The following is a 22,619-nucleotide window of genomic DNA, read 5'->3' as shown; positions in this document are numbered from 1 at the left end:
GCATGACAGCCAATCAACTCGGTTCGCTCGCACTGGCACTCGGCGCGCTCGGCGTCGTGCTGCTGGCATGGCTCGCGGTGCGCCGCGCGGGGGCGCAGACGCGCAGCGATCGCACGCTGGCCAGCGCGCTCGAGCGGCGCACCGCGACGCTCGAGGCAGCGGGCGCACGGGCCGCACAGCAGTCCGATGAATCCCGGCCGAATCCGGTCGGGCGCGCTGCCGGCGCCAGGCCGTCGTTCGTCGTGCAATGCCTGGACCGCCTGTCGATGGTCGGGACGCGCCTGCTCGATACCCGTCTGGGCCGGTATCTCGTCGCCGACGAAGATCGGCTGTTGCTGGAGCAGTGCGGTTACGCCGACACGCGTACCCGCGGGCTGTTCCTGAGCGCGCGGCTCGCCTGCGCGATCGTCGTGCCGTTGCTTTTCCTCGTGCTGATGGGCTCGCACCTGACCGGCGCGCAATGGCGGGCCGGCGGGGGCATCGCGCTCGTCACCGGCTTCATGTTGCCGAAGCTCTACCTGCGACGTCGTGCTGCACAGCGCCGGCAATCGGTGATCGACGAACTGCCGCTGCTGGTCGACATGCTTCGCTTGCTGCAGGGTGTCGGATTGTCGCTCGACCAGAGCATCCAGGTCGTGACGAACGACTTCAAGGGAATGATGCCCGTGCTGTCGCTGGAAATGGAAATCGCGCAGCGGCAATTCGCTGCCGGCCGGACGCGCGAGCAATCGCTGCAGCGGCTGTCGTCCGGTTTCGAGAACGAGGATCTGCGTGCGATCGTGCGGCTGCTGATCCAGGTCGACAAACACGGCGGCGCGGTACAGGAGCCGCTCAAGCAGTTCGGTGACCGGTTGCGCGAGGCGCGCCGCGCGATGCTGCGTGAACGGATCGGCAAGCTGACGGTGAAGATGACGGGCGTGATGATCCTGACGTTGCTGCCGGCGCTGCTGATCGTGACGGCCGGGCCGGGAATGATCTCGGTGTTGCGCGCGCTGAGCCAGGCGCAGCCCTGATGCCGGGAAGCCAAGGAAGCAAGATGAGACGCATCGATGAAATCGTGAAAGTGGCCGGCGTGCTGGCAATGGTGGGCCTGCTCGGCGCGTGCTCGGCGTTCAAGGAAAGCGGGTACGGCGTCGGTCCGCAGGCCGAGCGTGCCGCGCTGATGGACGCGGCGGCGCAGAAGCAGGCGGCGCCGGATACGCCTGGCATGTATCTCGGCCTGATCGAGCGGATGCAGTCGCAAGGGCTGTATTACGCGTCGCTGGCGCATATCGACGCATACGAAAAACAGTACGGCGCATCGCCGCAGACGATCCTGCTGCGCGCCGATGCGTTGCGCATGACGGACCAGCCCGCCGCGAGCGCCGCGGTGTATACGCAGTTGCTCAACACGGCGCTCGCCGCGCGCGGCTATCGCGGTCTCGGGCTGATTGCCGGCGGCGCGGGCGATTTTCCGCGCGCCGCGCAGGCGCTGTCGCAGGCCACCGTGCTGGCGCCGACCGATGCGTCGACGCTTTCGGATCTCGCCTACGCGAAGCTGCGCAGCGGCGACGTCGACGGGGCGCGCATTCCATTGATGAAGGCCGCGGAGCTCGATCAGAGCAATCCGAAGATCATCAGCAACCTGGTGCTGTACCTGCTCGCATCCGGCCGGACCCATGATGCGCAGAAGCTGATGGCGCAGCAGAAGCTGTCGACGGACGTTCGCAACGACATCCGCAACGACGCGGCGCGGATCACCGCGGCGGCGCGCACGTGGCGTCGCGCATCCCAGGCGCCGGCTTCGGCGTCGGTTGCCACGCCGATCGGTTCGGGGAGCGTGGTCGACGTGTCGGGCTCGGATGTCGCGAAGCGTCCGTCCCCGGTGGCGAACATCCAGGGATTCGATCCGACTGCGCCGCTGCTGCAGCGGTTTGCACAATGAAAAAAGGCATTGGGGGGAACTGACATGACGAACAACAAGAATCCCGGTCGCGTGGCACGCGTGTGCCAGGGTGTCGCGCTTCTCGTGCTCATGGGGGCCGCTACCGCGGCGTATAGCGACCAGCCGGCGCCCGACGCGTCGGAAATCGGTCACGCAACGAACGCACTGCTGGCATTCCAGCGTGACGGACGTGCGGCCGGGCCGGCGTTGCCGGCACTGGGCGATACCGCGTCGCTGTCCTATCAACGCTATCTCGAATCGTTCAAGCACAAGATTCCGGAATCGATGGGGTCGCCGGTCAGCTCGAGCGGCAACGGATCGTCCGGCGGGCAGGGTTCATCGCAATCGTATTGAGCGGAGCCGCGATGAGCATTGCTCGACATGCATCGAACCGGATGGCCGGACCCGGTCGCGCGTCGCCGCGGCGGCAGCGGGGTTCGGTCGTCGTCACGGCGGCCGTGTGGATCCTGCTGTCGATGGTGATTCTCGGTTCGGTCGATATCGGCAACGTCTTTTTCACGCGCCGCGACATGCAGCGCGTGGCCGATCTTGCTGCGCTCGCCGCGGTTCAGAAGCTGGACGACACGTGTGCGAACGTGACCTCCGTGGCCACCAGCAACGCCACGACGAACGGCTTCACGCTGGACGGCAGCGGCACCACGTCGCTGTCGGCCGAATGCGGTTACTGGGCGCCGTCGGCGACCGGGACGGCGAGCTCCTTCTATTCGTCGAAATCGACGGTGCCGCTCGCGACGCAGTTGAATGCCGTGCGGGTGACGGTCTCCAAGACGCTGCCGTATTTCTTCTTCGGGCCGACCCGCACCGTGACCGCCACGTCGACCGCGAAGGCAACCAACATCGATACCTTCTCGATCGGCGCGACGCTGGCCGCGGTGGGCGGCGTCGGCTGCTCGGGCGCGCCGAGCGGGAACCCCGGCCTGGTGAACGCGCTGCTGGGCTCGTTGTTGCAGGGGCAGGGCGGCACGCCGCTGAACCTGAACCTCGTGTCCTACCAGGGGCTCGCCTGTGCGAACGTCAAGCTCGGCGACATCGCCGTCGCGCTGCAGTCGCTGTCGGTCGGCAACGGTACGATCGGCGGGCTGGTCAATGCCAACGCGTCGGTCGGCACGTTGCTCAACGCGATGGTGGCGGCCGTCAACAAGACGACCACGCTGGGTACGACGCTGCAGACCAGCGCAACCGGCGCACTGACCACCCTCGCCAACCTGAACCTGCTTAGCAACACGGCGCTCAAGGTCGCCAGCCTGACCGGACAGGGCGCGACGTCGCTGCTGACGCTGGGCCTCGCGAACACGCAGGCGGCGGCCGACGCGACCGTGAACGTGCTCGATCTCGTGATGGCGATGGCGCAGATCTCGCAGGCCGGCAAGCCGGGCGTGGTGATCGGCGCCAACGTGCCGCTGACGCTGCCGAACGGCAACTCGGTATCGATCGTCCAGTTGCAGGCGCAGGTCATCAGCCCGCCGACCATTGCGGTCGGTGAAGGCGGGAAGGACAAGAACGGTGCGTGGCGGACGGTTGCGACGAACGCGCAGGTCGGCCTGTATCTCGTCGTCAACCTGGGCGTGAATCCGCTGCCGGTCGTGGTGTCCGCGAACGTGTATCTGCCGCTTTACGTGCAGCTGGGTGCCGGCAGTGCGACGCTGCTGTCGACCAACTGCCTGACATCGCCGAATTCCGCGACGATCACCGCGCAGCCGAGCATCGCCAATCTCTGCATCGGCCAGCCGCCGCTCACGGCCGGCAATCTGCTGAACCTGCCGGCGAACTACAGTTGCTCGACGCCGGCCAAGGTGCTCGACGTGCTGGTTCTGGCCGGCGCCGTAGAGGTGTCCGCGACCGTTTCCAACGTGTCGGTGAATCTGGCCGGCAGCCCCGCAACCAACACGTTCTACGGGCGCGGCGGCAGCGATCCGTCGTACTACTGGACAACCAATACGAACGCGCTGGGTTCGGCCGTGAACAACGCGCTGACGGGATTGCAAAACGCCCAGATCACACCGACCGTGAGTCTGCTGTTCGGGATCGTCACGGTCACGATTCCGCCGAATTTCATTTCATCGCTGTTGTCGGTCCTGACCACCGTGCTGAGCCCGCTTTTGACCGCGCTCGACGGTATCATCGATCCGTTGCTGGACCTGCTCGGTGTCCAGCTCGGTGCCGCCACGGTGCATCAGATGTCGCTGACCTGCGGCGTCGCGCAAACAGTCAGCAATTAGAGAAGCAAGACCACCCGATGAGAACCACGCCCGCATTCGAAGAGCTCGACCTGTACGTCTGGGAAGGCAAGGCGGACATTGTCGACCGCGTCGCCCGGTGCATGGCGAGCTTCGACGTCGAAGTGATCCGCGCCGACAACGCGGAGATCTCGCCCGAGCGCGCCGCCTTGCGGCCGTCGCTGGCGATCATCAGCGTGACGATGATCGAAATCGGCGCCGCGTTCCTGCGCGACTGGCAGGCCAATATCGGCATGCCGGTCGTCTGGGTCGGCGCGGCGCGCGATCACGACGCGTCGCAGTATCCGCCCGAGTATTCGCACATCCTGCCGCTCGACTTCACGTGTGCCGAGCTGCGCGGCATGATCGGCAAGCTCGTCACGCAGTTGCGGGCGCATACGGCCGAAACGTCGCATCCGACCGAACTCGTCGCGCACTCGGAATCGATGCAGGCCCTGCTGCACGAAGTCGATACGTTCGCCGATTGCGACACCAACGTGTTGCTGCACGGCGAAACCGGCGTCGGCAAGGAGCGCATCGCGCAACTGCTGCACGAAAAACATTCGCGTTACCGGCATGGCGAATTCGTGCCCGTGAACTGCGGCGCGATTCCCGACGGCCTGTTCGAATCGCTGTTCTTCGGTCATGCGAAGGGATCGTTCACGGGTGCGGTTGTTGCGCATAAAGGCTATTTCGAGCAGGCGGCCGGCGGCACGCTGTTCCTCGACGAAGTCGGCGATCTGCCGCTATACCAGCAGGTCAAGCTGCTGCGCGTGCTCGAGGATGGCGCGGTGCTGCGCGTCGGCGCGACGTCGCCGGTCAAGGTCGATTTCCGGCTGGTCGCGGCGAGCAACAAGAAGCTGCCGCAGCTCGTGAAGGATGGCCTGTTCCGCGCCGATCTCTACTACCGGCTCGCGGTGATCGAGCTGAGCATTCCGTCGCTGGAAGAGCGCGGCGCCGTCGACAAGATCGCGCTGTTCAAGTCGTTCGTCGCGCAGGTCGTCGGCGAGGAGCGGCTCGCTCAGTTGTCCGATCTGCCGTACTGGCTGACGGATTCCGTCGCGGACAGCTATTTCCCCGGCAACGTGCGTGAACTGCGCAACCTCGCCGAGCGTGTCGGCGTGACGGTGCGGCAGACGGGCGGGTGGGATGCCGCGCGGCTGCAGCGGCTGATCGCGCACGCGCGCAGTTCGGCCCAGCCGGTCCCGGCGGAGAGTGCGGCCGAGGTGTTCGTCGATCGCAGCAAGTGGGACATGAACGAGCGCAATCGCGTCATCGCGGCGCTCGACGCAAACGGCTGGCGGCGTCAGGATACGGCGCAGCAACTTGGCATCAGCCGCAAGGTACTGTGGGAAAAAATGCGCAAATACCAGATCTTCGACGAGGAACCCGAGACCCGCGAAAGCGAGTAATTAATGAGATAAAATCGCGCTGAATTACAACGACTCGGGCGGGAATAGAACTTCATGAGCCATATGACGGGGTTGGGAAGGGCGTGCGTATTGCTCGCCCTGGCGGGAGGCATGCAGGGCGCATACGCGCAAAGTCTGGCGGACAGCGGCGCGCCGGTCGTACAGCAGGCATCGGCGCCGGTGGCGGCGATTCCGGCGATCGATTCGCAGACGTCGCTGCAGCCGCAGGCGGGCGAGTCGACGGGGCCGAGCACGGTCGACGACTTGCAGCGCCAGATCCAGGCGCACACGCTGACGGAAATGCGCACGAGCTACAACGGCAGCTACGGCGCGAGCCTGCTGTTCAACGTGAAGGACGGTGGGTACTTCGTCGCGCTGTTCCAGCAGAAGGCGTTCTGGCGCGTCATCAAGACTTACGACGAAACGCGTGCGGAAGCGATCTATCGCGATTTCTCGCGCCAGGCGGAGCGGCTGGCCGTGAACGAACTGCGGGCGGCGAAGCTGGAATCGCAGAAGGCGCAAATGGACAAGCAGATCGAAGTCACGCAGGATCGCGCGCGGCGTCTGCAGGCCGATATCTCGATCGCCCGCCAGCAGCAGGCGGCGGTCGCGGATCGCCAGAAGAGCGTACGTAACGAGACGGCCGCCTTGCAGGCGCAGCAGGCCGAGCTTCAGTCGCAACTGCGTGCGTTGCAGCAGCAGGTGCGTTCGTTGCAGCGTGAGGCCGATGCGGGCCTGCCGACGACGGCACGCTGAACCCGGCGGCGGTGCGGCGACATGCCGCGCCGGTCGCACCAGTAAAAAGGGCAAGCCGGTTGGCTTGCCCTTTTGTTTTACTGGCCGTCCGGCACGATTCGCCGGCGGCGCGTCACGATGACCGGCCCGCTGCCGCCGCGGGCATCCGACGGCGAGGCGTTGCCGGATGCGTCGCCGGTGTCGCGCGGTGCGCCGTAGCTTTCGCGCGGTTCACGGGGTTCGCGCGGGGCACCGTAGCCTTCGCGTGGCTCACGCGAGCCGTAACCCTCGCGCGGTTCGCGCGAGCCATAGCCTTCACGCGGTTCGCGGGAGCCGTAGCCGCCGTCGCCGCGCGATTCACGCGAGCCGCCGTGCGAGCCGTACGGGCTGTGACCGCCGCCTTCACGGCCGCCGGGGCGCCCGCCGGTGCGCGGCCCGCGGGGGCCGCTGCCGCCCGGGCGCGAGCCGCCCGTGTCGAGCTGGATCGTGGAAATCGCGCGCTTGTAGATGCCTTGCAGACCCACGGGGGTGCGCAGCATCACCAGGTACTGGTCGAACGACTCGATGCACCCCGTCAGACGAATGCCGTTGACGAGATAGATTTCAACGCGCTTACGTTCCTTGCGCGCCGAATTGATGAAGTCGTTTTGCGGATGGGATTCTGCGGGATTGGCCATTGAGGTGCGGCAGGAGCCTGCGTCAGAGAATATGTTGTGCGTGTGTGTGGCGTGTTCGTCCACAAGGTGTTTGGCGGGATTCTACCCTGTTCAATCGGGGAGCGCGTAGTCGTGATTGTGTCGAACCGTAACCCACTATAGACGTTCCAGCGCATTTTCGCGATTCGGCCAAACGGCTAACGCCATTTCGTTACGTCGCGTTACGACTCTCGCAAGGCCGTATCACCTGGGTTCGCGCGCGACGTTTACTTTAGTCGCGCGAGCCGGGCGGGCCGGCATATCAGGGATTCAGAACATGAACAAGAGACGATGGGCAGGGTGGGTCGGGAGCGTGGCGTTGCTGGCTTCCGGCAGTGCGATGGCGGGGCATGTCGACCTGTCGGTCGGCATCGGCGTGCCGGTCGCGCCGGTCTATGTCGAGCCGGCCCCGGTCTATGTGGCGCCGCAACCTGCCGTGGTCGCCTATCCAGGCTACGGATACGGCTACTACGGCGATGACGACGACGACCGCTATCGCAAGTGGCGCAAGCACTATTACAAGCATTGGCACCGGCACCACGGCGACGACGATGACGATTGAGCCCGAGGCCAGCCCCGCGCGCATCAGAACGCGTAGTCGGGGTTTTTCGGGTCGAATGCGGTGTCGTCGAGCGTCGCCGGGGCGATTTTCTCGATGACGATCCGCTCGAAGATCTTGCCGTCGTTGTCATACGACTCGACGGTCCGGAAATAGGGCGCGTGCAAGTCGAGCCCCAAAACTTCCTTCTTCGCGTAGAACTGCGGCCGGCCGGTCGGTGTTTCGTAGGTGAGCGTAACGACGCGCACGCCGTTGATCGTTCTGGCTTCCACATCGGTCGGCCGCTGCACGCCGGCTTCCAGATATTTCTTCCCTTCGGTCAGGTACAGGTTCGTGATGAATTCGGTGCCCAGATCCTTCACCTGGTGATTCGACTGGGCGCGCGCGAGTGCGCCGTCGATGGCCGTCCATAGCGGAATCTTGCCGAGCAGGCCGCCGAGGTGGCCGTACATCTCGTCCTTGCGCTGCGTCGTGTCGTAGATGGTCTCCTGTCCGACGTGCGCGCCGCCCGGCAGCCATTTCGCATAGACGCGCAGCGGCTCGCGGGTGGTCTTCACGAGCATGCGGTCGGGCGTATCGGACCATTTGCCGCTGATGCGTTCCTGGCGCACCATCGTGAACTGGTAGGACGGATAGCCGTTGGGACCGTTGCGGATATAGAGCGGCACGGCGAGCGGATCGAGCGCCTTGAAAAGCGCGGTGAGCGTCGCGTCATCGAGTTGCGCGAGCGTGCCGCGCTGCGCGGCCGTGCGCAGCCAGCGCGCCTGTTGCGCGACCGGTTCGCGGGTGACTTTCGCGAGATCGGCCGGCAGCGCGACCTCCTGCGCCGCGCCCGCGGCGCTGGCCGCTTCCTGCGCATGCAGGCCAGTCTGGGCGAGCGACAGCATGCACGCGACTGCCACGGCGGCGGCATGCCGCGCGTGGCGCTTCTTTCCTTCGTTCATCGACGGCGTCTCCCGGGGCGATGGATCGTTCAGCCTTGCTTCGCGGCCTTGATTTTGGCGAGTTCCTCGTCGCGCAATGCGCGGCGCAGGATCTTGCCGACGTTCGTCTGCGGCAGCGCGTCTCGGAACTCGACGAATTTCGGCATCTTGTAGCCGGTCAGGTTCTTGCGGCAGTGCGCGAGCACGTCGTCGACCGTCAGCGCCGGGTCGCGGCGCACGACGAACACCTTGATCCGTTCGCCCTGCACCTCGTCGGGAATGCCGATCGCCGCGGCTTCGCTGATGCCCGGATGCATCACCAGCACTTCCTCGATCTCGTTCGGATACACGTTGAAGCCCGACACGAGGATCATGTCCTTCTTGCGGTCGATCAGGCGGATGAAGCCGCGTTCGTCCATCACGCCGATGTCGCCGGTGCCAAGCCAGCCGTCGGCGTCGATCACCTTGGCCGTCTCGTCGGGGCGCTGCCAGTAGCCGCGCATCACCTGCGGACCATGCACGCACAGCTCGCCCGGTTCGCCGACGGGCGCCCAGGTGCCGTCCTCGCGGCGAAAGCGCACGACGGTGGACGGCGCGGGCAGGCCGATCGAACCGCTGAACGCGGCCATGTCGTTCAGGTCCACGGGGTTCATCGTGACGATCGGGGAGCACTCGGTCAGGCCGTAGCCTTCGACGACCGGCCGGCCCGTCACCTGCTGGAAGCGCTCCGCGACCGCGCGTTGCATCGCCATCCCGCCGGCCATCGCGAGCTTCAGCTTCGAGAAATCGCGCTTGCGGAATTCCTCGTTGTCGAGGAACGCGTTGTACAGCGTGTTGATGCCGGTGATCCCGGTGAACGTCTCGTTGCGGATGATCTTCATCACCATCGTCATGTCGCGCGGGTTCGCGATCAGGATGTTGCGCCCGCCGAGCCCCATGAAGATGAAGGCGTTCACCGTCAACGAATAGATGTGATACAGCGGCAGCGGCGTGAGCACGGTTTCGACGTCGCCCGAGACCTGGTCGGCGATCCAGGCCTTCGCCTGCAGCAGGTTCGCGATCAGGTTGCCGTGCGTGAGCATCGCGCCTTTCGCGACGCCGGTCGTGCCGCCCGTGTATTGCAGGAACGCGAGGTCGTCACGCGTGATCTGCACCGGCTGCGGCGTGCCGCGCGCCCCGAGCGCAAGCGCCGAGCGCAACCGGATGGCCTGCGGCAGGTGGTAGGCCGGCACGAGCTTCTTCACGTGCTTCAGCACGAAATTGATCAGGCGTCCTTTCGCATTGAAGCCGTCCGCGAGCAGGTCGCCGAGCGCGGTGACGACGATGTTCTTCACCTGCGTTTCCGGCAGCGCGTCCTGCAGCGTGCGCGCGAAGTTCTCGAATACGACGATCGTCTGCGCGCCGCTGTCCTTCAGCTGGTGCGCGAGTTCGCGCACGGTATAGAGCGGATTGACGTTGACGACGATCGCACCGGCCTTCAGCGTGCCGAACAGCGCGACGGGGTACTGGAACGTGTTCGGCAGCATGATCGCGACGCGGTCGCCGGGCTTGATGCCGATGCCTTGCAGGTACGACGCGAACGCGTCGACTTTCCGCGCGAGCGTGCGATAGGTCATCGATGCGCCGGCGCTCACGTAGGCGACGCGCTCGGCGAAGCGGCTCGTGCATTCGTCGAAGAACTGCACGAGCGATGCGTACTGCGTGACGTCGATCTCATGCGGGACGCCGGGCGGGTATGACGCGTACCAGATGCCGTCGGTGTTCGGCGGAAGCTGGGCCGCTGCGGTTGCTGCGGAAGATGACATGACGAGTCTCCGGTCTTTGCTCTCGGCGAGGGCGAGCGCTTCGGCGCCGGCCCGTGCCTCGTGCCGCACGGTCGATCGACGGGGCGCCTCGACGCCCCGCACGACCGCGCGTTTCAATCAAATCGTGAACAGGAAGCCGCGCGTGGCCTCGCGCGCTCAGTTCGTGGAATGCAGCGTCGCCGTATCGACGGCGGTCGCAGCCGACTGCGGCAGCCCGAACGCTTCGCTGGCCCCCGCATCGTCGAGCACGGCCGCGAAGATCGACAGTTGCGCGCTGTCGGGCATCGGCGCTTTCAGCGCGGCGACGATCAGCGACGACAGTCGCGCGATCATCTGCACGTCGTTCATCGTGCGGCCTTGCGAGAACTCGTCGATCAGGCTTTCCGTTTCGGCGCCCGCGAGCGCGCCGGACAGCGCGCCGATCGCGAAATGCAGCCGCCAGCCGAGCTCCGTGCGCGGCAGGTGCGGCAACGCGCGCTGGAACGCGTCGAAGAAGCGGCCAGCGACGCTCGCGTAGTGCGCGGTCAGGAAGTTGCGCACGAACGGCGACGGATCGGTGTACGCACGGCCGATCAGGCGCAGGAAGCCGGGCCCCCCGCGTTCGGGATTGCGCGAGGCCTTCAGCGCCGGAATGAACATCGCGCCGAGCACGTGCTCGCAGGTGATATGCGTGCCGAGTTGCGCATCGAAGCGGTCGAGGATGCCGAGGCGCTCCTGGTTGAGCTGGTCGAGCCGGCGCGACAGCATCGCGTGGATCAACGCCTCCTTGCTGCCGAAGTGGTAGTTGACCGCGGCGAGGTTGACCGCCGCGCGCGAGGTGATCTGGCGCATCGACATCGCCTCGAAGCCATGCTCGATGAACAGGTCCTCGGCCGCATCGAGGATGCGCGCCTTCGTCCCGCCGGTCTGCCGCGTGCCGGATGACCGTGCCCCGGACGGCCGTCCCGCGGCTGGCCGCCCCTCCTGACTTACTGCCATGTCCCGCCTCCCATGCCGGTCGCCCGGCCGCGAACTGGTGATTTGTTTGTCTGATTCAAACAGCCGTTTTTATTAAGATAAAAAATCGCGGACGGAGCGGGCAAGCGGGGAATCTGGACAAATTCCTCTAGTTCGATGTGCGAATGCGGAAAGTATCGCGCGTGCCCTCGGCAGGACGGGGTACGCGCGATGATGCGGTGCGGCAATGCGCGGGTTCAGCCGACCGTGCTACGCGTATTGACCGATTGCGTCATGTCGATGCCGCGCCGCTCGCGGCTGAACAGGATCAACACGGCGATCACGACGGCGACGACGCCGGCCACGAGCGCGAGCGCGAAGCCGTAATTGTTGTTGTTCGACACGGCGAGCGAGGCCTGCATCGTCGCGTTGCCCGACGCGAGCAGGTTGCCGAGCTGGTAGACGACGCCGGGGAAGGTCGCGCGGAGCTCGTCGGGCGAGATCTCGTTCAGGTGAACCGGGATCACGCCCCACGCACCCTGCACCGAGATCTGCATCAGGAACGCCCCCGCGGCGAGGGCAACCGGGCCGCTCGAGAACGCCCACAGCGGCAGCACGGGCAGGGCGATCAATGCGGCGATGAAGATGGCGCGACGCCGGCCGATCCGCTCCGAGATCGCGCCGAACGACAGGCCGCCGACGATGGCGCCGATATTCAGCACGATCGTGATCCACGACACGGTATGCGGATCGAAGTGATGCTGTTCGCGCAGGAACGTCGGATAGAGATCCTGCGTGCCGTGCGAGAAGAAGTTGAACGCGGTCATCAGCACGATCGCGTAGATCGTGAGCTTCCAGTTCTGCTTCAGCGTGGAGCCCAGGCTCGGGCGCGGGCGCTTTTCCATCTGCTTCCATGCCGGCGATTCGGGCACGTGCGAGCGCACGTACAGCACGAGCAGCGCGGGCAGCACGCCGACCATGAACATGCCGCGCCAGCCGATGTACTGGTAGAACAGGCCGAACACGACGGACGCGAGCAGGTAGCCGCTCGGATAGCCGGCCTGCAGCAGCCCCGACACGAAGCCGCGCGCATGGGTCGGCACGGTTTCCATCGTGAGTGCCGAGCCGACTCCCCATTCGCCGCCCATCGCGACGCCGAACAACGCGCGCAGCACGAGCAGCGCGGTCAGGCTCGGTGCGAAACCCGATGCGAGTTCGAGCAGCGAGTAGCATGCGATGTTGACCATCAGCGTCGGACGGCGGCCGAAGCGATCGGCGAGCCGGCCGAAGATCAGGGCGCCGAGCGGGCGCATCGCGAGCGTCAGGGTGAGCGCGAACGCGACGGCGGGAATCGTCGACCCGAATTCGGCGGCGATGTCCTTCAGCACGAACACCATCAGGAAGAAATCGAACGCATCGAGTGTCCAGCCGAGGTAGGCGGCGATCGTGACGTTGCGTTGTTCGCGGGTCCAGCTCATGTCCGAGGTCTCCTCGTTGGCTTGCGCGCTCACGTTGTGGATGCGGATGCCGGCCCGGCTTGCGCGCGGTGCGGGGGCATGGATCGAGTGTAGGCGGCGGCGCCGGACGATGTGGGGCGCGATAACGTCGAATCGGGAATAATCCCTAGGAAATGAACTGTTTCGGAAATGGCAATGCCGTCGCACCAAGCCGGCGACAGGCATCTGTATCATTCCGGAAGGCTGTTTGTAGCTGTTTTGTAATGCGCCCCGATGCGCATCGTCACCGAATCAGGAGTCCCGATGACCGAACGTTCCGCCGCCACGCTGCCCGTGCTCGAGACTGCGCGGCTGTGGCTGCGTCCGCGTGTGCTGGCCGATCTCGACGCGTGCGTCGCGATGGATCGCGATCCCGAGGTCACGCGGCACATCGCGGGCCCGTGGCACGATCCCGTCGAGCATCGGCGCTTCGTCACGCACCGGATCACGTGCGGGTATCCGCCGGGCCTCGGCTACTGGTCGATCTTCGAGAAGGCCGCCCCCGATGCGTTCGTCGGCTGGATCCTGCTGATTCCCGACTATGTGGACGGCGCGCGCGACGTCGAGATCGGCTGGCGGCTGGTGCGTGCGACATGGGGGCGCGGCATCGCGAGCGAAGCCGCGGCGGCCGTCGTGCGTCACGCGTTCGACACCGTGCGCCTGCCGCGCGTGATCGCCGATATCGCCGAGGCCAACAGCGGCTCGCTGAATGTCGCGCGCAAGCTCGGGATGCGTCGCGTGAGTGTCGTGCACGATGGCATTCCTTACATTCGACATCGTCTCGAACGCAACGATCTGCGCGCGTAGCGCGGCGTCGTGCGTGGGCGGGCCGTCGGGCGGTTGTCAGAGATCGTCAACCGCAGGCGTATCGAGGTCATGACGTATTAACGGCTCGCGCGATCAGGAGTATCTTTGCCGGAATTTCGCAACATGGGGTACGACCATGGCTCTCGGCAACGATGTTCACCTGATTCCCGTCAAGCTGGAAGAACTGCGTCCCACGCAGATGACGGTCGGCTATCGCGAAGTGAAGGCGAAGCGCAAGCACTGGAAGGCGCTCAACAAGCGGGCACGCAAGGCCGCGATCGAATCGCACTGGTTCCCGGCCGTGCTCGGCCCGGGCGGGCTGCACTACATCACCGATCACCACCACCTCGGCCTCGCGCTGATCGAGGAAGGCGAGGCACGCGTGAACGCGATGCTGCTGAAGGATCTGTCGTGGCTCGACGACACGATCTTCTGGCGGATGATGGAACACAACCAGTGGGTGCATCCGTTCGGCGCGGACGGCACGCGTCGCGACTACGCGAATCTGCCGAAGGCGCTGACGGGGCTCGTGGACGATCCGTACCGCAGCCTCGCCGGCGAGCTGCGCACGGCGGGCGGCTACGCGAAGGATGCGACGCCGTTCAGCGAATTCCTGTGGGCCGACTACCTGCGCCAGCACGTGTCGCTCGACCAGATCCGCAAGAACTTCGCGAAGGCGCTCGACATCGCGCTGCATCGCGCGCACGAGCAGGATGCACGCTATCTGCCCGGCTGGTCGGGCGTCATTGCCGTCAAGCCCTGACCGCCTCATGACGACCGCCCCGATCCGTCCCGATGCCGGCCCGCAGCATGCCGACCATTTTGCCGCGCTCGACGCGGCCGCGCCGCCGCCTACGCGACGCATCAGCCTCGATGCGCTGGCCGGCCTGTCGATCGCGGGGCTGCTGATCCCCGAGGCGGTCGCGTACGCGGGGCTGGCGAACCTGCCGCCGCAGGCCGGTCTGATCGCGTTGCTGTCGGGGCTCGTCGTCTATGCGCTCACCGGCAGCAGCCGCTTCGCGATCGTGTCGTCGACGTCATCGTCGGCCGCCGTGCTCGCGGCGACCGTGCTCGCGGAGTCGGGGATGGCGCTCGCCGCGCAGCTCGCGCTCGCGGCGGCGCTCGTCGCGATGACGGGCGTGCTGTTCATCCTGGCCGGTGCCGCGCGGCTCGGCGGCATGTCGGATTTCGTCGCGCGGCCGGTGCTGCGCGGCTTCACGTTCGGCCTCGCGCTGACGATCGTCATCAAGCAGTTGCCGAAGATCCTCGCGATTTCGGTGCAGCACAGCGATGCGCCGCATGTCGCGCTCGACCTGATTACCGGCGCGCCGCACGCGAATCTCGCGAGCGTCGTGCTCGGCGCCATTGCGCTGGCGTTGCTGTTCACGCTCGGGCGCAGCTCGCGCGTGCCCGCGACGCTCGTCGTGATCGTGCTGTCGATCGCGGCCGGCTACGCGATCGACTGGCAGCGATACGGGATCGCGATCGTCGGCCATATCGATTTCAAGCATATCGAGTTCGGCCTGCCGACCCTCGACCGCAACGCGTGGATGCAGACCATCGAGCTTGCGTTCGCGCTGATGCTGATCCTGTACGCGGAATCGTACGGGTCGATCCGCAACTTCGCGCTGAAGCATGGCGACAGCGTGTCGCCGAACCGCGACCTCGTCGCGCTCGGCTGCGCGAACCTCGTGTCGGGCCTGCTGCACGGGATGCCGGTCGGCGCCGGCTATTCGGCGACCTCGGCGAACGAAGCGGCCGGCGCGCAGTCGCGCTTTGCCGGCCTGTGGGCGGCGGGCGTGGTCGCGCTGATCGTCTGGCTGCTGCTGCCGCAGCTCGCGCGCACGCCGGAGCCCGTGCTCGCGGCGATCGTGATCTTCGCGGTCAGCCACTCGCTGCATCCGTCGGTATTCCGGCCGTACTGGGCCTGGCATCGCGACCGGCTCGTCGTGATCGCCGCGCTGCTCGCGGTGCTCGTGCTCGGCGTGCTGCACGGGCTGCTCGCGGCCATCGGCGTGAGCCTGCTGCTGACGCTGCGCAAGCTGTCCGAACCGAACGTCAGCGTGCTCGGCAGGCTGCGCGACAGTCACGATTTCGTCGACGTGGCGAGCCATGCCGAGGCGAAGCCGGTGCCGGGCGTGCTGATCGTGCGGCCCGAGGCGCAACTGTTCTTCGCGAATGCGGACCGGATGCTGAACCGCGTGCGTGCGTTGATGAAGGCTGCGCCGGACGCGCATACCGTGATGCTGAGTCTCGAGGAAACGCCGGATGTCGACAGCACGACGATCGAATCGTTGCGCACGTTCGCGGCGGAATGCACGGCGCGCGGGTTGCGGCTCGCGATCGTGCGGCTCAAGGTGCACGCGCTGCATGCGTTGCGCCGCGCGGCCGACGATACGCTGCACGACGATGCGATGTCCGAACTGAGCGTCGACGAGAGCCTGCAACTGCTGCAGGCCCGGATGCCGCCGGACGGCAGCGACGGCACGACCGCCGCGTGACGGGGCGGCGCGGGGGCGCCGCGCCGGTGAGTGCTATGGCGACACTGCGGCGTCGGCGGAACGATCGATCATGTCGGTCACTTCGGCCGCCGTCGGCGCATAGGCGCCTGCATGTGCACAGGCGACCGCCGCACAGGCGGCTGCGTAGCGCAGATGCTCGGCGGCGGATGCATCGGGACGCGCGAACTGGCTCGCAAGCCAGCCGCCGATGCTCGCATCGCCGCAACCGACGGTGTCGGCCACGTCGGTCGGGAACGCGGGCTGGAACAGCACGAGGTCGCGATGCAGGAGCTGCATGCCGGATGCGCCGCGCGTGACGAGCATCGCGGCGTCCGGCGCCCACGCGCGCAGTTGCGCGAGCGCGGCGGCTTCATCGAGTTCGGGAAACAGCCCGCGCAGATCCTCGTCGGATACCTTGATCCAGTCGGCGAGCCCGGCCAGCCGGCGCAGCGTGTCGCGATACGACGGCGCGGCCATCGGTGCGCGGAAGTTCGGGTCGAACGAGATCCGCTTGCCGGCCGCCCGCGCAGCCTGCGCCACGTCGATCAGGCGCGACGCGAGCGGCTCGCGCACGACACCGAGCGAACCGACGTGCACGATCTCGGCCGCGTCGAGTGCGCCGGTGGGCAGGTCCGCCGGATCGAACGCGAGATCGGCGCTGTTCTCGCCGATGAAGAAGTAGTGGGGCGGCTGCTTCGACACGACCATCGCGAGCAGCGGCGCGCGGTCGACCTGCCGGATGAAGCGCAGGTCGAGCCCCGCGTCGGCGCTCTTGCGCATCAGCTCGTCGCCGAAGGTGTCGCGGCTGACCGTGCCGGCGAAGGCCGTCGGCACGCCGAGTCGCGCACCGACGCGCGCGACGTTCCAGCATGAGCCGCCGGCGACGCTATGCCAGTGCTGGTCGTCGTCGCGGATGAAATCGGTCAGTGCTTCGCCGAATACGATCAGGCGGGGAAACGTCGTCGTCATGTCGAAACCTTGTGCCGCGGTGGTGTGCGCGGCGATGCAGCGATTGATCTGAAAAGGCGGGCAGTGCGGGCCGTCGCATGCAGCGACGCAGTCCGGCACTGCCCGGTAGCGCGAGCGGACGGGGGGCGCGATCAGCGCGGGGTGCTCCAGCCCTTGTAGCTCTTCACGTTGTCGCGCGTGATGAGCGTCGGCTCGATCAGGATCATCGGATTGGCCGGCTTCTGGCCGTTCATGATGCCGTAGCCGACGTTGACGGCCTGCTGCGCCATCGCCCACGGGTCCTGGCTCGATGACGCCTGCACGAGCGTATTCGACTTGAGCGCGACCTCGATATCGGGCGCGCCGTCGACCGACGTGATCACGATGTTCGGGCGGTTCAGCTGTTTCGCGGCGAGATCGCTGCCGATCGCCTGCGGGTCGTTGATCGTGAACACCGCATCGAGCTTCGGAAAGCGCGTCAGATAGCCCTGCATCGCGTTCATCCCGCCTTCACGCGAGCCCTTGCCGTCCTGGTCGCTCGACAGCACCTTGATGCCGGCGCTTTTCGCGAGCACGGTCTTGCAGCCGTTGACGCGATCGATCACGGCCGACACCTGCGGGCCGTTCTCGATGATCACGTTGCCCTTGCCGTTGAGTTTCTTCGCGATGTAGTCGCATGCCAGCTCGCCGGCCTTCACGTTGTTGGTCTGCACGGTCGCGTTCGCGCCGGCCGCGGCGACGTCGACCGCGACGACCGTGATGCCGGCCGCCTGCGCCTTCTTCACCGCCGGCTCGATCGCCTTCGGATCGGTCGCGTTGAGCAGGATCATGTCGACGTGCGCGGAGATGAAGTTGTCGATCTGCGTGAACTGCTTGTTCAGGTCGTAGTCGGCCGACACGGCCGTGACCTTCGCATTCGGGTTGATCTGCCTGGCGCGTGCCTCGGCGCCCTTGACGATCGTGACGAAGTACGGGTTGCCGAGCGACCCGACCGTGACGCCGATCGATTTGAGCGGCTTGTCGGCCGCGTGCGCGGCGGAAGCGCCGAAGGCGAGTGCGCAGGCGACGGCGGTCAGGGCGGCTTTGTGCTTGAACATGTCGTGGTGTCTCCGTGAAGTGGCTTGGCGGGCGGGCGCAGGGATCGGCCTGCGCCGCCAGGTTGAATGGACGGGCAGGGGCTCAGGTGCGGGCCGAATCGCGCTGGCGGTAGCGGTCGAGCGCGACGGCGCCGATGATCACGAGCCCCTTGATGATGTATTGCCAGATGTCGGACACGCCGAGCAGCACGAGCCCGTTGGTCAGCACCGCGATGATCAGTGCGCCGATCAGCGTGCCGACGATCGAGCCGACGCCGCCGACGAAGCTCGTGCCGCCGAGGATCACCGCGGCGATCGCGTCGAGTTCGTACGACTGGCCGAGCTGCAGGCCATTGGCCGCATAGAGCCGTGCGGCCGACATCACCGCGCCGAGGCCGGCGAGCAGCCCCGACGCCGCATACACGAACAGCTGGATCGCCCGCACGTTGATGCCCGACAGGCGCGCGGCTTCCGGATTGCCGCCGACCGAATAGATGCGCATCCCGAGCACCGTGCGGCGCAGGATGAACCACGAGATCGCGATCACCGCGCACGCGATCACGACGAGCCACGGCACGCCGAGGATCGTGCCGTTGCCGATGAACGCGAACGGCAACTGCGGATTGAACACGGTCGTGTCGTTGCCGATCAGGCGCGCGACGCCGCGCACGGCGGTCATCGCGCCGAGCGTGACGATGAACGGCGGCAGACGCAGGAACGAGATCAGGCCGCCGTTGATCGCGCCGAACACGAGGCCGACGAGGAGCGCGAACGGCACGCCGAGCCAGCCCCAGCCCGGGATGGTCGACGCGAGCAGCGCCGCGACGGCCGCGGCGGCGAGCACCGAGCCGACCGACAGGTCGATGCCGCCCGTCAGGATCACGAAGGTCATGCCGGCGGCGAGCACGATGTTGATCGACGCCTGCTGCGTGACGATCGACAGGTTCTGCAGCGTGAAGAAACCGTCGGTCAGGAAGCCGAAGCCGATGCACAGGACCAGCAGCACCGGCAGCATGCCGGCGGTGCGGATCAGCGACTGCATGCGGGCGCGTTGATCGGCGCCGCGCAACAGCGGCGTACGGGTGGCCACCGGCTGGGCCGTCGCGGAAGCGAGGTTCCGCTGCTTGGTCGGGTTGATCATTTCGGTAACCTGGATGTAAGAAGGAAATGAAAAGGGCGCGGCTCAGTGCGCGTCGGCGAGTTCGGCCTGCGAGCCGGTGGCGAGCGCGATGATGGCTTCCTGCGTGATGGGCGTCTGCGTGTAGCCGCCGAGTTCGCCGGCGATCTCGCCTTCGCGCATCACGAGCACGCGGTCGGCGACACCGATGATCTCCGGCAGTTCGCTCGAGATCACGATCACGCCCACGCCGGCCCGGGCCAGTTCGTTGATGATCCGGTAGATCTCGGATTTCGCGCCGATGTCGACGCCGCGTGTCGGCTCGTCGAGGATCAGCACGCGCGGCTTCGTTTCGAGCAGGCGCGACAGCAGCACTTTCTGCTGGTTGCCGCCGGACAGCGCGCCGACGTTGACGTTCGCGTTCGGCACGCGGATCGACAGCGACGCAATGGCGTCCCGCGCGCGTTCGGCGCCGCGCGCGAGATCGAGGGCACCGAGCCGCGCATCGCGGTTGCAGACCGAGATGTTGATGTTGTCGCGCACGCTCATGTCGAGGAACAGGCCCTGGCGCTTGCGGTCTTCGGTCAGGTAGACGAGGCCCGCGTCGATCGCGTCGCGCGGCGAGTGCGCGCCGAACGTGCGTTCGCCCACCTTCACGTCGCCGCGCACACGTGGTTCGGCGCCGAAGATCAGCCGCGCGAGTTCGGTGCGGCCTGCGCCGACGAGACCCGCGATGCCGAGCACTTCGCCGGCGTGCAGGTCGAGGCTGCAGCCGCGCACGCGTGCGCCGTCGGCGATGTCGCGGACCGACAGCAGCAGGTGGCCGGGGTCGTACGGTGCGTGTTCCTTCTTGTAGAAGCCGGAGATGTCGCGGCCGACCATCATCGCGACGAGGCGCTCGGCCGACAGCGATGCGCGTTCGAGCGTGCCGACGTATGCGCCGTCGCGCAGCACCGACACGCGGTCGGACAGCTCGTAGATCTCCGCCATACGGTGGCTGATGTAGATGATCGCGAGACCTTCCTCGCGCAACTGGCGGATCAGGCGGAACAGGTGCTCGGTTTCGCGCGACGACAGCGGCGTGGTCGGCTCGTCCATCACGAGGATGCGTGCGCGGGTGTGCACGGCGCGTGCGATCTCGACGAGTTGCTGCTCCGCGATCGACAGCGTGTCGACGAGCGTGTCGGGCCCGAACGATGCGCCCAGGCGCGCGAGCACGTCCTCGCAGCCGCGCGCCATCGCCGCGCGGTCGATCGTGCCCCAGCGCCGGTTGCCGCGCCGCAGTTCGCGGCCGATGTAGATATTTTCCGCGACGGTGAGGTTCGGCGACAGGCACAGTTCCTGGTAGATCACCGCGACGCCTGCATCGCGCGCGGCAAGTGGGCCGTCGATGTCGATGCGGGCGCCGTCGATCAGGATCTCGCCGCCGGCGTCGGCACGGTAGGCGCCCGACAGGATCTTCATCAGCGTCGATTTGCCTGCGCCGTTTTCGCCCATCAGCGAATGGATCTCGCCGGGATAGACGGTCAGGCTGACGTTGTCGAGCGCACGCACGGCCGGGAACGTCTTGCTGATCCCGCGCATCTCGAGCAACGGGCGGGGCGACTCAGATCGCGACATGGTTGACCTCCTGCGAGTCGGTGCGGGCGCCCTTGAGGATGCCGGCCCGCGGGGAGAAGTTGAAGAACATCGGCAGCGTGGCCGCGCCGATCGCACCGGCGTCGGCGCCGAACGTGCCGCGTACGAGCACCGGCGTGCCGCGCGCTTCGGGCGCGGTGGCCACGAGGGCGGCGCGCAGGCGCGTCGTGACCGCGTCGAGCAGGCCCGCGTCGGTATCGGCGTCGAGCACGACCACCGGCGCGTCGACCACGCACAGCACCGCGCGCAATGCCGGCGCCAGCGCGTCGACGCAATCGTCGATCCATTCGTCGACGGCGGGCAGGCCGCGGGCGATGCACGCTTCGAGATCGGCCCGGTTGTCGACCGTTTCACCGTGATGGCGCAGATGGCGCACCAGCGCATGCAGCGATGCACGCGCGAGCAGGATGTCCCACGGGCCGCGTGGCGGCGGCGCGGAAGCCAGCCGGCTCGGCGGCACGGGAATCACGGCGATGTCGCCTGCATTGCCGGTCACGCCGCGCAGGCAGTCGCCGTCGATCGCGATGCCGCCGCCGATGGCCGGCCCGATGAACAGGTAGACGAAGTCGTCGCACTGCCGGCCGTATCCGTAGAACAGCTCAGCGATCGCGGCTGCGTTGCCGTCGTTTTCGCCGAACACCGGAAGCGACAACGTGCGACCGAGGTCGGCCGCGAAATCGACGTCCTCCCACGCGCGGAACGTGTCGGGTGCGAGGCCCAGCTCGCGCATCCACGCGCCGAGGTTGTACGGCTGCGCGACGCCGATGCCGGTCAGGCGGGCGCGCTCGTGGTCGGGGAGCAGGGCCTGCATCGCGTCGATGTCGTGGCGGACGATCTCGAGCACGTCGGCGGGCGGCGGCAGCAGCGTGTCGTGCGAGCGGCGGCCAAGCACGTCGCCCGCGAAGTTGACGAGGGCCGTTTCGATGCGCATGCGGTCGAGATGGACGCCGATGCCGAACGCACCGCTCGGATCGAGGCGGATCAGCGAGGCCGGCTGGCCGCGCTGGCCTTCGGTGCGGCCCGCGAATTCGATCAGCTTCGCATCGGCGAGCGACGCGATGATGCTGCCGACTGCCGTTCCCGTCATGCTCGCGAGGCGGGCGAGGTCGGCCTTCGACGCGCTGCCTGCGCGGCGCAGCGTCTTCAGCAGCAGGCGCTCGTTGTAACGGCGCACGTTGGCCGAGTTGCTTCCCTGGCCGAAGTGCGGGCTTCTCATGGCGTCTCCTTCCATGGTGCGCTGTCCGGCAGCGCATTAAATAAATCACGTTGATTTATTTAACCGCGCGCACGTCGGCGTGTCAGCCTAGGGAAATCCCGGTTTCGGTGGAGGCGGGACGGTGGTGCGGGGGTGTTCGAAATCGGGGATGGATCGCGGAGATCGAGAAAGTCGGGCGCAGAGTGGTTTGTGGGGCGATCCGAGCGCGTCGCGCCGGGTTGTTGCGGGATCATGCCCTTAGGCTCGCTGGCACCGGTGTGCAAAGCCAAAGCGACTGGTTTGCTCTCTGGGATGGGGGTGTTTTCGGTGCCGGAAATGAAAAAAGGCCGGCTAGAAGCCGACCTTTTTATAAAACAGATGGTGCCCAGGAGAGGACTCGGTCACACAAGCGCGACCCCGGCTGCGCTTGCAAGCGCAGCCTTTCGAGTCCTCGCGCAAAGCGCGCAGGCGCTTTGCTTCCTGGGCCGGTGACCCGTCCTGAAATAGGTTGACACTTTTTCGCTGAAGCGAAGAGGTGCCAAATGGAGCAAGGGATCAAGCGGACGCAGCGGGACTACAGTCTGGCTTTTAAGCTGTCGGTGGTGGCCCAGGTCG

Annotated in this window: 20 protein-coding genes; 10 read left to right on the top strand and 10 right to left on the bottom strand. The window is 66.8% G+C overall.

Annotation, left to right across the window (positions count from 1 at the left end; translation table 11 throughout):
* Positions 1-2: 2 nt before the first annotated feature.
* From LGM89_RS36735 to LGM89_RS36710, 6 genes are read left to right on the top strand one after another with little or no spacing between them, the layout of a single operon-like run.
* On the top strand, positions 3-1,013 hold the full coding sequence (locus tag LGM89_RS36735; RefSeq protein ID WP_089494729.1) for a type II secretion system F family protein: 1,011 nt from the start codon (positions 3-5) through the stop codon (positions 1,011-1,013).
* A gap of 23 nt (positions 1,014-1,036) precedes the next feature.
* On the top strand, positions 1,037-1,924 hold the full coding sequence (locus tag LGM89_RS36730; protein WP_089494730.1) for a tetratricopeptide repeat protein: 888 nt from the start codon (positions 1,037-1,039) through the stop codon (positions 1,922-1,924).
* A 24-nt stretch (positions 1,925-1,948) separates the two neighbouring features.
* Positions 1,949-2,278: a DUF3613 domain-containing protein gene (locus LGM89_RS36725; protein WP_226275789.1), complete on the top strand. Its 330-nt coding sequence runs from the start codon at positions 1,949-1,951 to the stop codon at positions 2,276-2,278.
* Positions 2,279-2,289: 11 nt separating this feature from the next.
* The gene (locus LGM89_RS36720) at positions 2,290-4,164 is read left to right on the top strand and encodes a TadG family pilus assembly protein (protein WP_089494732.1); all 1,875 of its coding nucleotides are present in this window, start codon (positions 2,290-2,292) and stop codon (positions 4,162-4,164) included.
* Between the two features lie 17 nt (positions 4,165-4,181).
* Positions 4,182-5,573: a sigma 54-interacting transcriptional regulator gene (locus tag LGM89_RS36715; RefSeq protein WP_226206434.1), complete on the top strand. Its 1,392-nt coding sequence runs from the start codon at positions 4,182-4,184 to the stop codon at positions 5,571-5,573.
* 54 nt (positions 5,574-5,627) lie between these two features.
* Positions 5,628-6,329, top strand: a complete 702-nt coding sequence (locus LGM89_RS36710) for a DUF2968 domain-containing protein (RefSeq protein WP_226206433.1) — start codon at positions 5,628-5,630, stop codon at positions 6,327-6,329.
* Between the two features lie 77 nt (positions 6,330-6,406).
* Here the strand turns inward: LGM89_RS36710 and hfq are convergent, their stop codons facing one another.
* Complete coding sequence (hfq, locus tag LGM89_RS36705; RefSeq protein ID WP_226275799.1) at positions 6,407-6,985, bottom strand: RNA chaperone Hfq; 579 nt, start codon at positions 6,983-6,985, stop codon at positions 6,407-6,409.
* Positions 6,986-7,280: 295 nt separating this feature from the next.
* Here hfq and LGM89_RS36700 point away from each other — a divergent pair, with 295 nt between their 5' ends.
* Complete coding sequence (locus tag LGM89_RS36700; protein ID WP_226275788.1) at positions 7,281-7,565, top strand: hypothetical protein; 285 nt, start codon at positions 7,281-7,283, stop codon at positions 7,563-7,565.
* A 23-nt stretch (positions 7,566-7,588) separates the two neighbouring features.
* On the opposite strand, the gene LGM89_RS36695 is transcribed toward LGM89_RS36700, so the two are convergent.
* The 4 genes from LGM89_RS36695 to LGM89_RS36680 all read right to left on the bottom strand — a co-directional run bounded on the left by LGM89_RS36695 (position 7,589) and on the right by LGM89_RS36680 (position 12,704).
* A complete protein-coding gene (locus LGM89_RS36695; RefSeq protein ID WP_226275787.1) occupies positions 7,589-8,506 on the bottom strand; it encodes a DUF1571 domain-containing protein in 918 nt (305 codons plus the stop codon).
* Between the two features lie 29 nt (positions 8,507-8,535).
* Positions 8,536-10,290 carry an AMP-binding protein gene (locus LGM89_RS36690; RefSeq protein WP_226275786.1) on the bottom strand — a complete coding sequence of 585 codons (1,755 nt, stop codon included), beginning with the start codon at positions 10,288-10,290 and terminating at the stop codon, positions 8,536-8,538.
* A 156-nt stretch (positions 10,291-10,446) separates the two neighbouring features.
* The gene (locus LGM89_RS36685) at positions 10,447-11,268 is read right to left on the bottom strand and encodes a TetR/AcrR family transcriptional regulator (protein WP_226275785.1); all 822 of its coding nucleotides are present in this window, start codon (positions 11,266-11,268) and stop codon (positions 10,447-10,449) included.
* Positions 11,269-11,483: 215 nt separating this feature from the next.
* The gene (locus LGM89_RS36680; protein ID WP_226275784.1) at positions 11,484-12,704 is read right to left on the bottom strand and encodes an MFS transporter; all 1,221 of its coding nucleotides are present in this window, start codon (positions 12,702-12,704) and stop codon (positions 11,484-11,486) included.
* Positions 12,705-12,986: 282 nt separating this feature from the next.
* On the opposite strand from LGM89_RS36680, the gene LGM89_RS36675 reads away from it, so the two are divergent.
* From LGM89_RS36675 to LGM89_RS36665, 3 genes are all read left to right on the top strand, one after another.
* The gene (locus LGM89_RS36675) at positions 12,987-13,529 is read left to right on the top strand and encodes a GNAT family N-acetyltransferase (protein ID WP_226275783.1); all 543 of its coding nucleotides are present in this window, start codon (positions 12,987-12,989) and stop codon (positions 13,527-13,529) included.
* 136 nt (positions 13,530-13,665) lie between these two features.
* Entirely contained in the window at positions 13,666-14,292 is a 627-nt protein-coding gene (locus tag LGM89_RS36670; RefSeq protein ID WP_047850977.1) for a ParB-like protein, read from the top strand.
* 7 nt (positions 14,293-14,299) lie between these two features.
* Positions 14,300-16,030, top strand: a complete 1,731-nt coding sequence (locus tag LGM89_RS36665; protein WP_089494741.1) for a SulP family inorganic anion transporter — start codon at positions 14,300-14,302, stop codon at positions 16,028-16,030.
* A 33-nt stretch (positions 16,031-16,063) separates the two neighbouring features.
* Here LGM89_RS36665 and LGM89_RS36660 read toward each other — a convergent pair whose 3' ends face one another.
* The 5 genes from LGM89_RS36660 to LGM89_RS36640 all read right to left on the bottom strand — a co-directional run bounded on the left by LGM89_RS36660 (position 16,064) and on the right by LGM89_RS36640 (position 22,025).
* Positions 16,064-16,999 (bottom strand): carbohydrate kinase family protein, encoded by a 936-nt coding sequence (locus LGM89_RS36660; protein WP_226275782.1) that lies wholly within the window; start codon positions 16,997-16,999, stop codon positions 16,064-16,066.
* 131 nt (positions 17,000-17,130) lie between these two features.
* Positions 17,131-18,075, bottom strand: coding sequence for an ABC transporter substrate-binding protein (locus LGM89_RS36655; RefSeq protein WP_089425243.1), 945 nt, complete (start codon positions 18,073-18,075; stop codon positions 17,131-17,133).
* Between the two features lie 82 nt (positions 18,076-18,157).
* Positions 18,158-19,195 (bottom strand): ABC transporter permease subunit, encoded by a 1,038-nt coding sequence (locus LGM89_RS36650; RefSeq protein WP_039358899.1) that lies wholly within the window; start codon positions 19,193-19,195, stop codon positions 18,158-18,160.
* 42 nt (positions 19,196-19,237) lie between these two features.
* Entirely contained in the window at positions 19,238-20,791 is a 1,554-nt protein-coding gene (locus LGM89_RS36645; protein ID WP_226275781.1) for a sugar ABC transporter ATP-binding protein, read from the bottom strand.
* Positions 20,778-22,025 (bottom strand): ROK family protein, encoded by a 1,248-nt coding sequence (locus LGM89_RS36640; protein ID WP_089494743.1) that lies wholly within the window; start codon positions 22,023-22,025, stop codon positions 20,778-20,780. Before LGM89_RS36640 ends, LGM89_RS36645 begins: the two co-directional genes overlap by 14 nt.
* Positions 22,026-22,619 lie beyond the last annotated feature (594 nt).

It is taken from the genome of Burkholderia sp. AU31624 (genome assembly GCF_020420065.1).
Taxonomy (GTDB): Bacteria; Pseudomonadota; Gammaproteobacteria; order Burkholderiales; family Burkholderiaceae; genus Burkholderia.
This window is presented reverse-complemented; position numbering and strand designations above follow the sequence as displayed.

What these genes read in the sequence shown, in the direction of transcription:
- LGM89_RS36735 (WP_089494729.1), top strand. Translation starts at nt 3, where the DNA reads ATGACAGCCAATCAACTCGGTTCGCTCGCACTGGCACTCGGCGCGCTC.
- LGM89_RS36730 (WP_089494730.1), top strand. Translation starts at nt 1,037, where the DNA reads ATGAGACGCATCGATGAAATCGTGAAAGTGGCCGGCGTGCTGGCAATG.
- LGM89_RS36725 (WP_226275789.1), top strand. Translation starts at nt 1,949, where the DNA reads ATGACGAACAACAAGAATCCCGGTCGCGTGGCACGCGTGTGCCAGGGT.
- LGM89_RS36720 (WP_089494732.1), top strand. Translation starts at nt 2,290, where the DNA reads ATGAGCATTGCTCGACATGCATCGAACCGGATGGCCGGACCCGGTCGC.
- LGM89_RS36715 (WP_226206434.1), top strand. Translation starts at nt 4,182, where the DNA reads ATGAGAACCACGCCCGCATTCGAAGAGCTCGACCTGTACGTCTGGGAA.
- LGM89_RS36710 (WP_226206433.1), top strand. Translation starts at nt 5,628, where the DNA reads ATGAGCCATATGACGGGGTTGGGAAGGGCGTGCGTATTGCTCGCCCTG.
- hfq (WP_226275799.1), bottom strand. Translation starts at nt 6,985, where the DNA reads ATGGCCAATCCCGCAGAATCCCATCCGCAAAACGACTTCATCAATTCG.
- LGM89_RS36700 (WP_226275788.1), top strand. Translation starts at nt 7,281, where the DNA reads ATGAACAAGAGACGATGGGCAGGGTGGGTCGGGAGCGTGGCGTTGCTG.
- LGM89_RS36695 (WP_226275787.1), bottom strand. Translation starts at nt 8,506, where the DNA reads ATGAACGAAGGAAAGAAGCGCCACGCGCGGCATGCCGCCGCCGTGGCA.
- LGM89_RS36690 (WP_226275786.1), bottom strand. Translation starts at nt 10,290, where the DNA reads ATGTCATCTTCCGCAGCAACCGCAGCGGCCCAGCTTCCGCCGAACACC.
- LGM89_RS36685 (WP_226275785.1), bottom strand. Translation starts at nt 11,268, where the DNA reads ATGGCAGTAAGTCAGGAGGGGCGGCCAGCCGCGGGACGGCCGTCCGGG.
- LGM89_RS36680 (WP_226275784.1), bottom strand. Translation starts at nt 12,704, where the DNA reads ATGAGCTGGACCCGCGAACAACGCAACGTCACGATCGCCGCCTACCTC.
- LGM89_RS36675 (WP_226275783.1), top strand. Translation starts at nt 12,987, where the DNA reads ATGACCGAACGTTCCGCCGCCACGCTGCCCGTGCTCGAGACTGCGCGG.
- LGM89_RS36670 (WP_047850977.1), top strand. Translation starts at nt 13,666, where the DNA reads ATGGCTCTCGGCAACGATGTTCACCTGATTCCCGTCAAGCTGGAAGAA.
- LGM89_RS36665 (WP_089494741.1), top strand. Translation starts at nt 14,300, where the DNA reads ATGACGACCGCCCCGATCCGTCCCGATGCCGGCCCGCAGCATGCCGAC.
- LGM89_RS36660 (WP_226275782.1), bottom strand. Translation starts at nt 16,999, where the DNA reads ATGACGACGACGTTTCCCCGCCTGATCGTATTCGGCGAAGCACTGACC.
- LGM89_RS36655 (WP_089425243.1), bottom strand. Translation starts at nt 18,075, where the DNA reads ATGTTCAAGCACAAAGCCGCCCTGACCGCCGTCGCCTGCGCACTCGCC.
- LGM89_RS36650 (WP_039358899.1), bottom strand. Translation starts at nt 19,195, where the DNA reads ATGATCAACCCGACCAAGCAGCGGAACCTCGCTTCCGCGACGGCCCAG.
- LGM89_RS36645 (WP_226275781.1), bottom strand. Translation starts at nt 20,791, where the DNA reads ATGTCGCGATCTGAGTCGCCCCGCCCGTTGCTCGAGATGCGCGGGATC.
- LGM89_RS36640 (WP_089494743.1), bottom strand. Translation starts at nt 22,025, where the DNA reads ATGAGAAGCCCGCACTTCGGCCAGGGAAGCAACTCGGCCAACGTGCGC.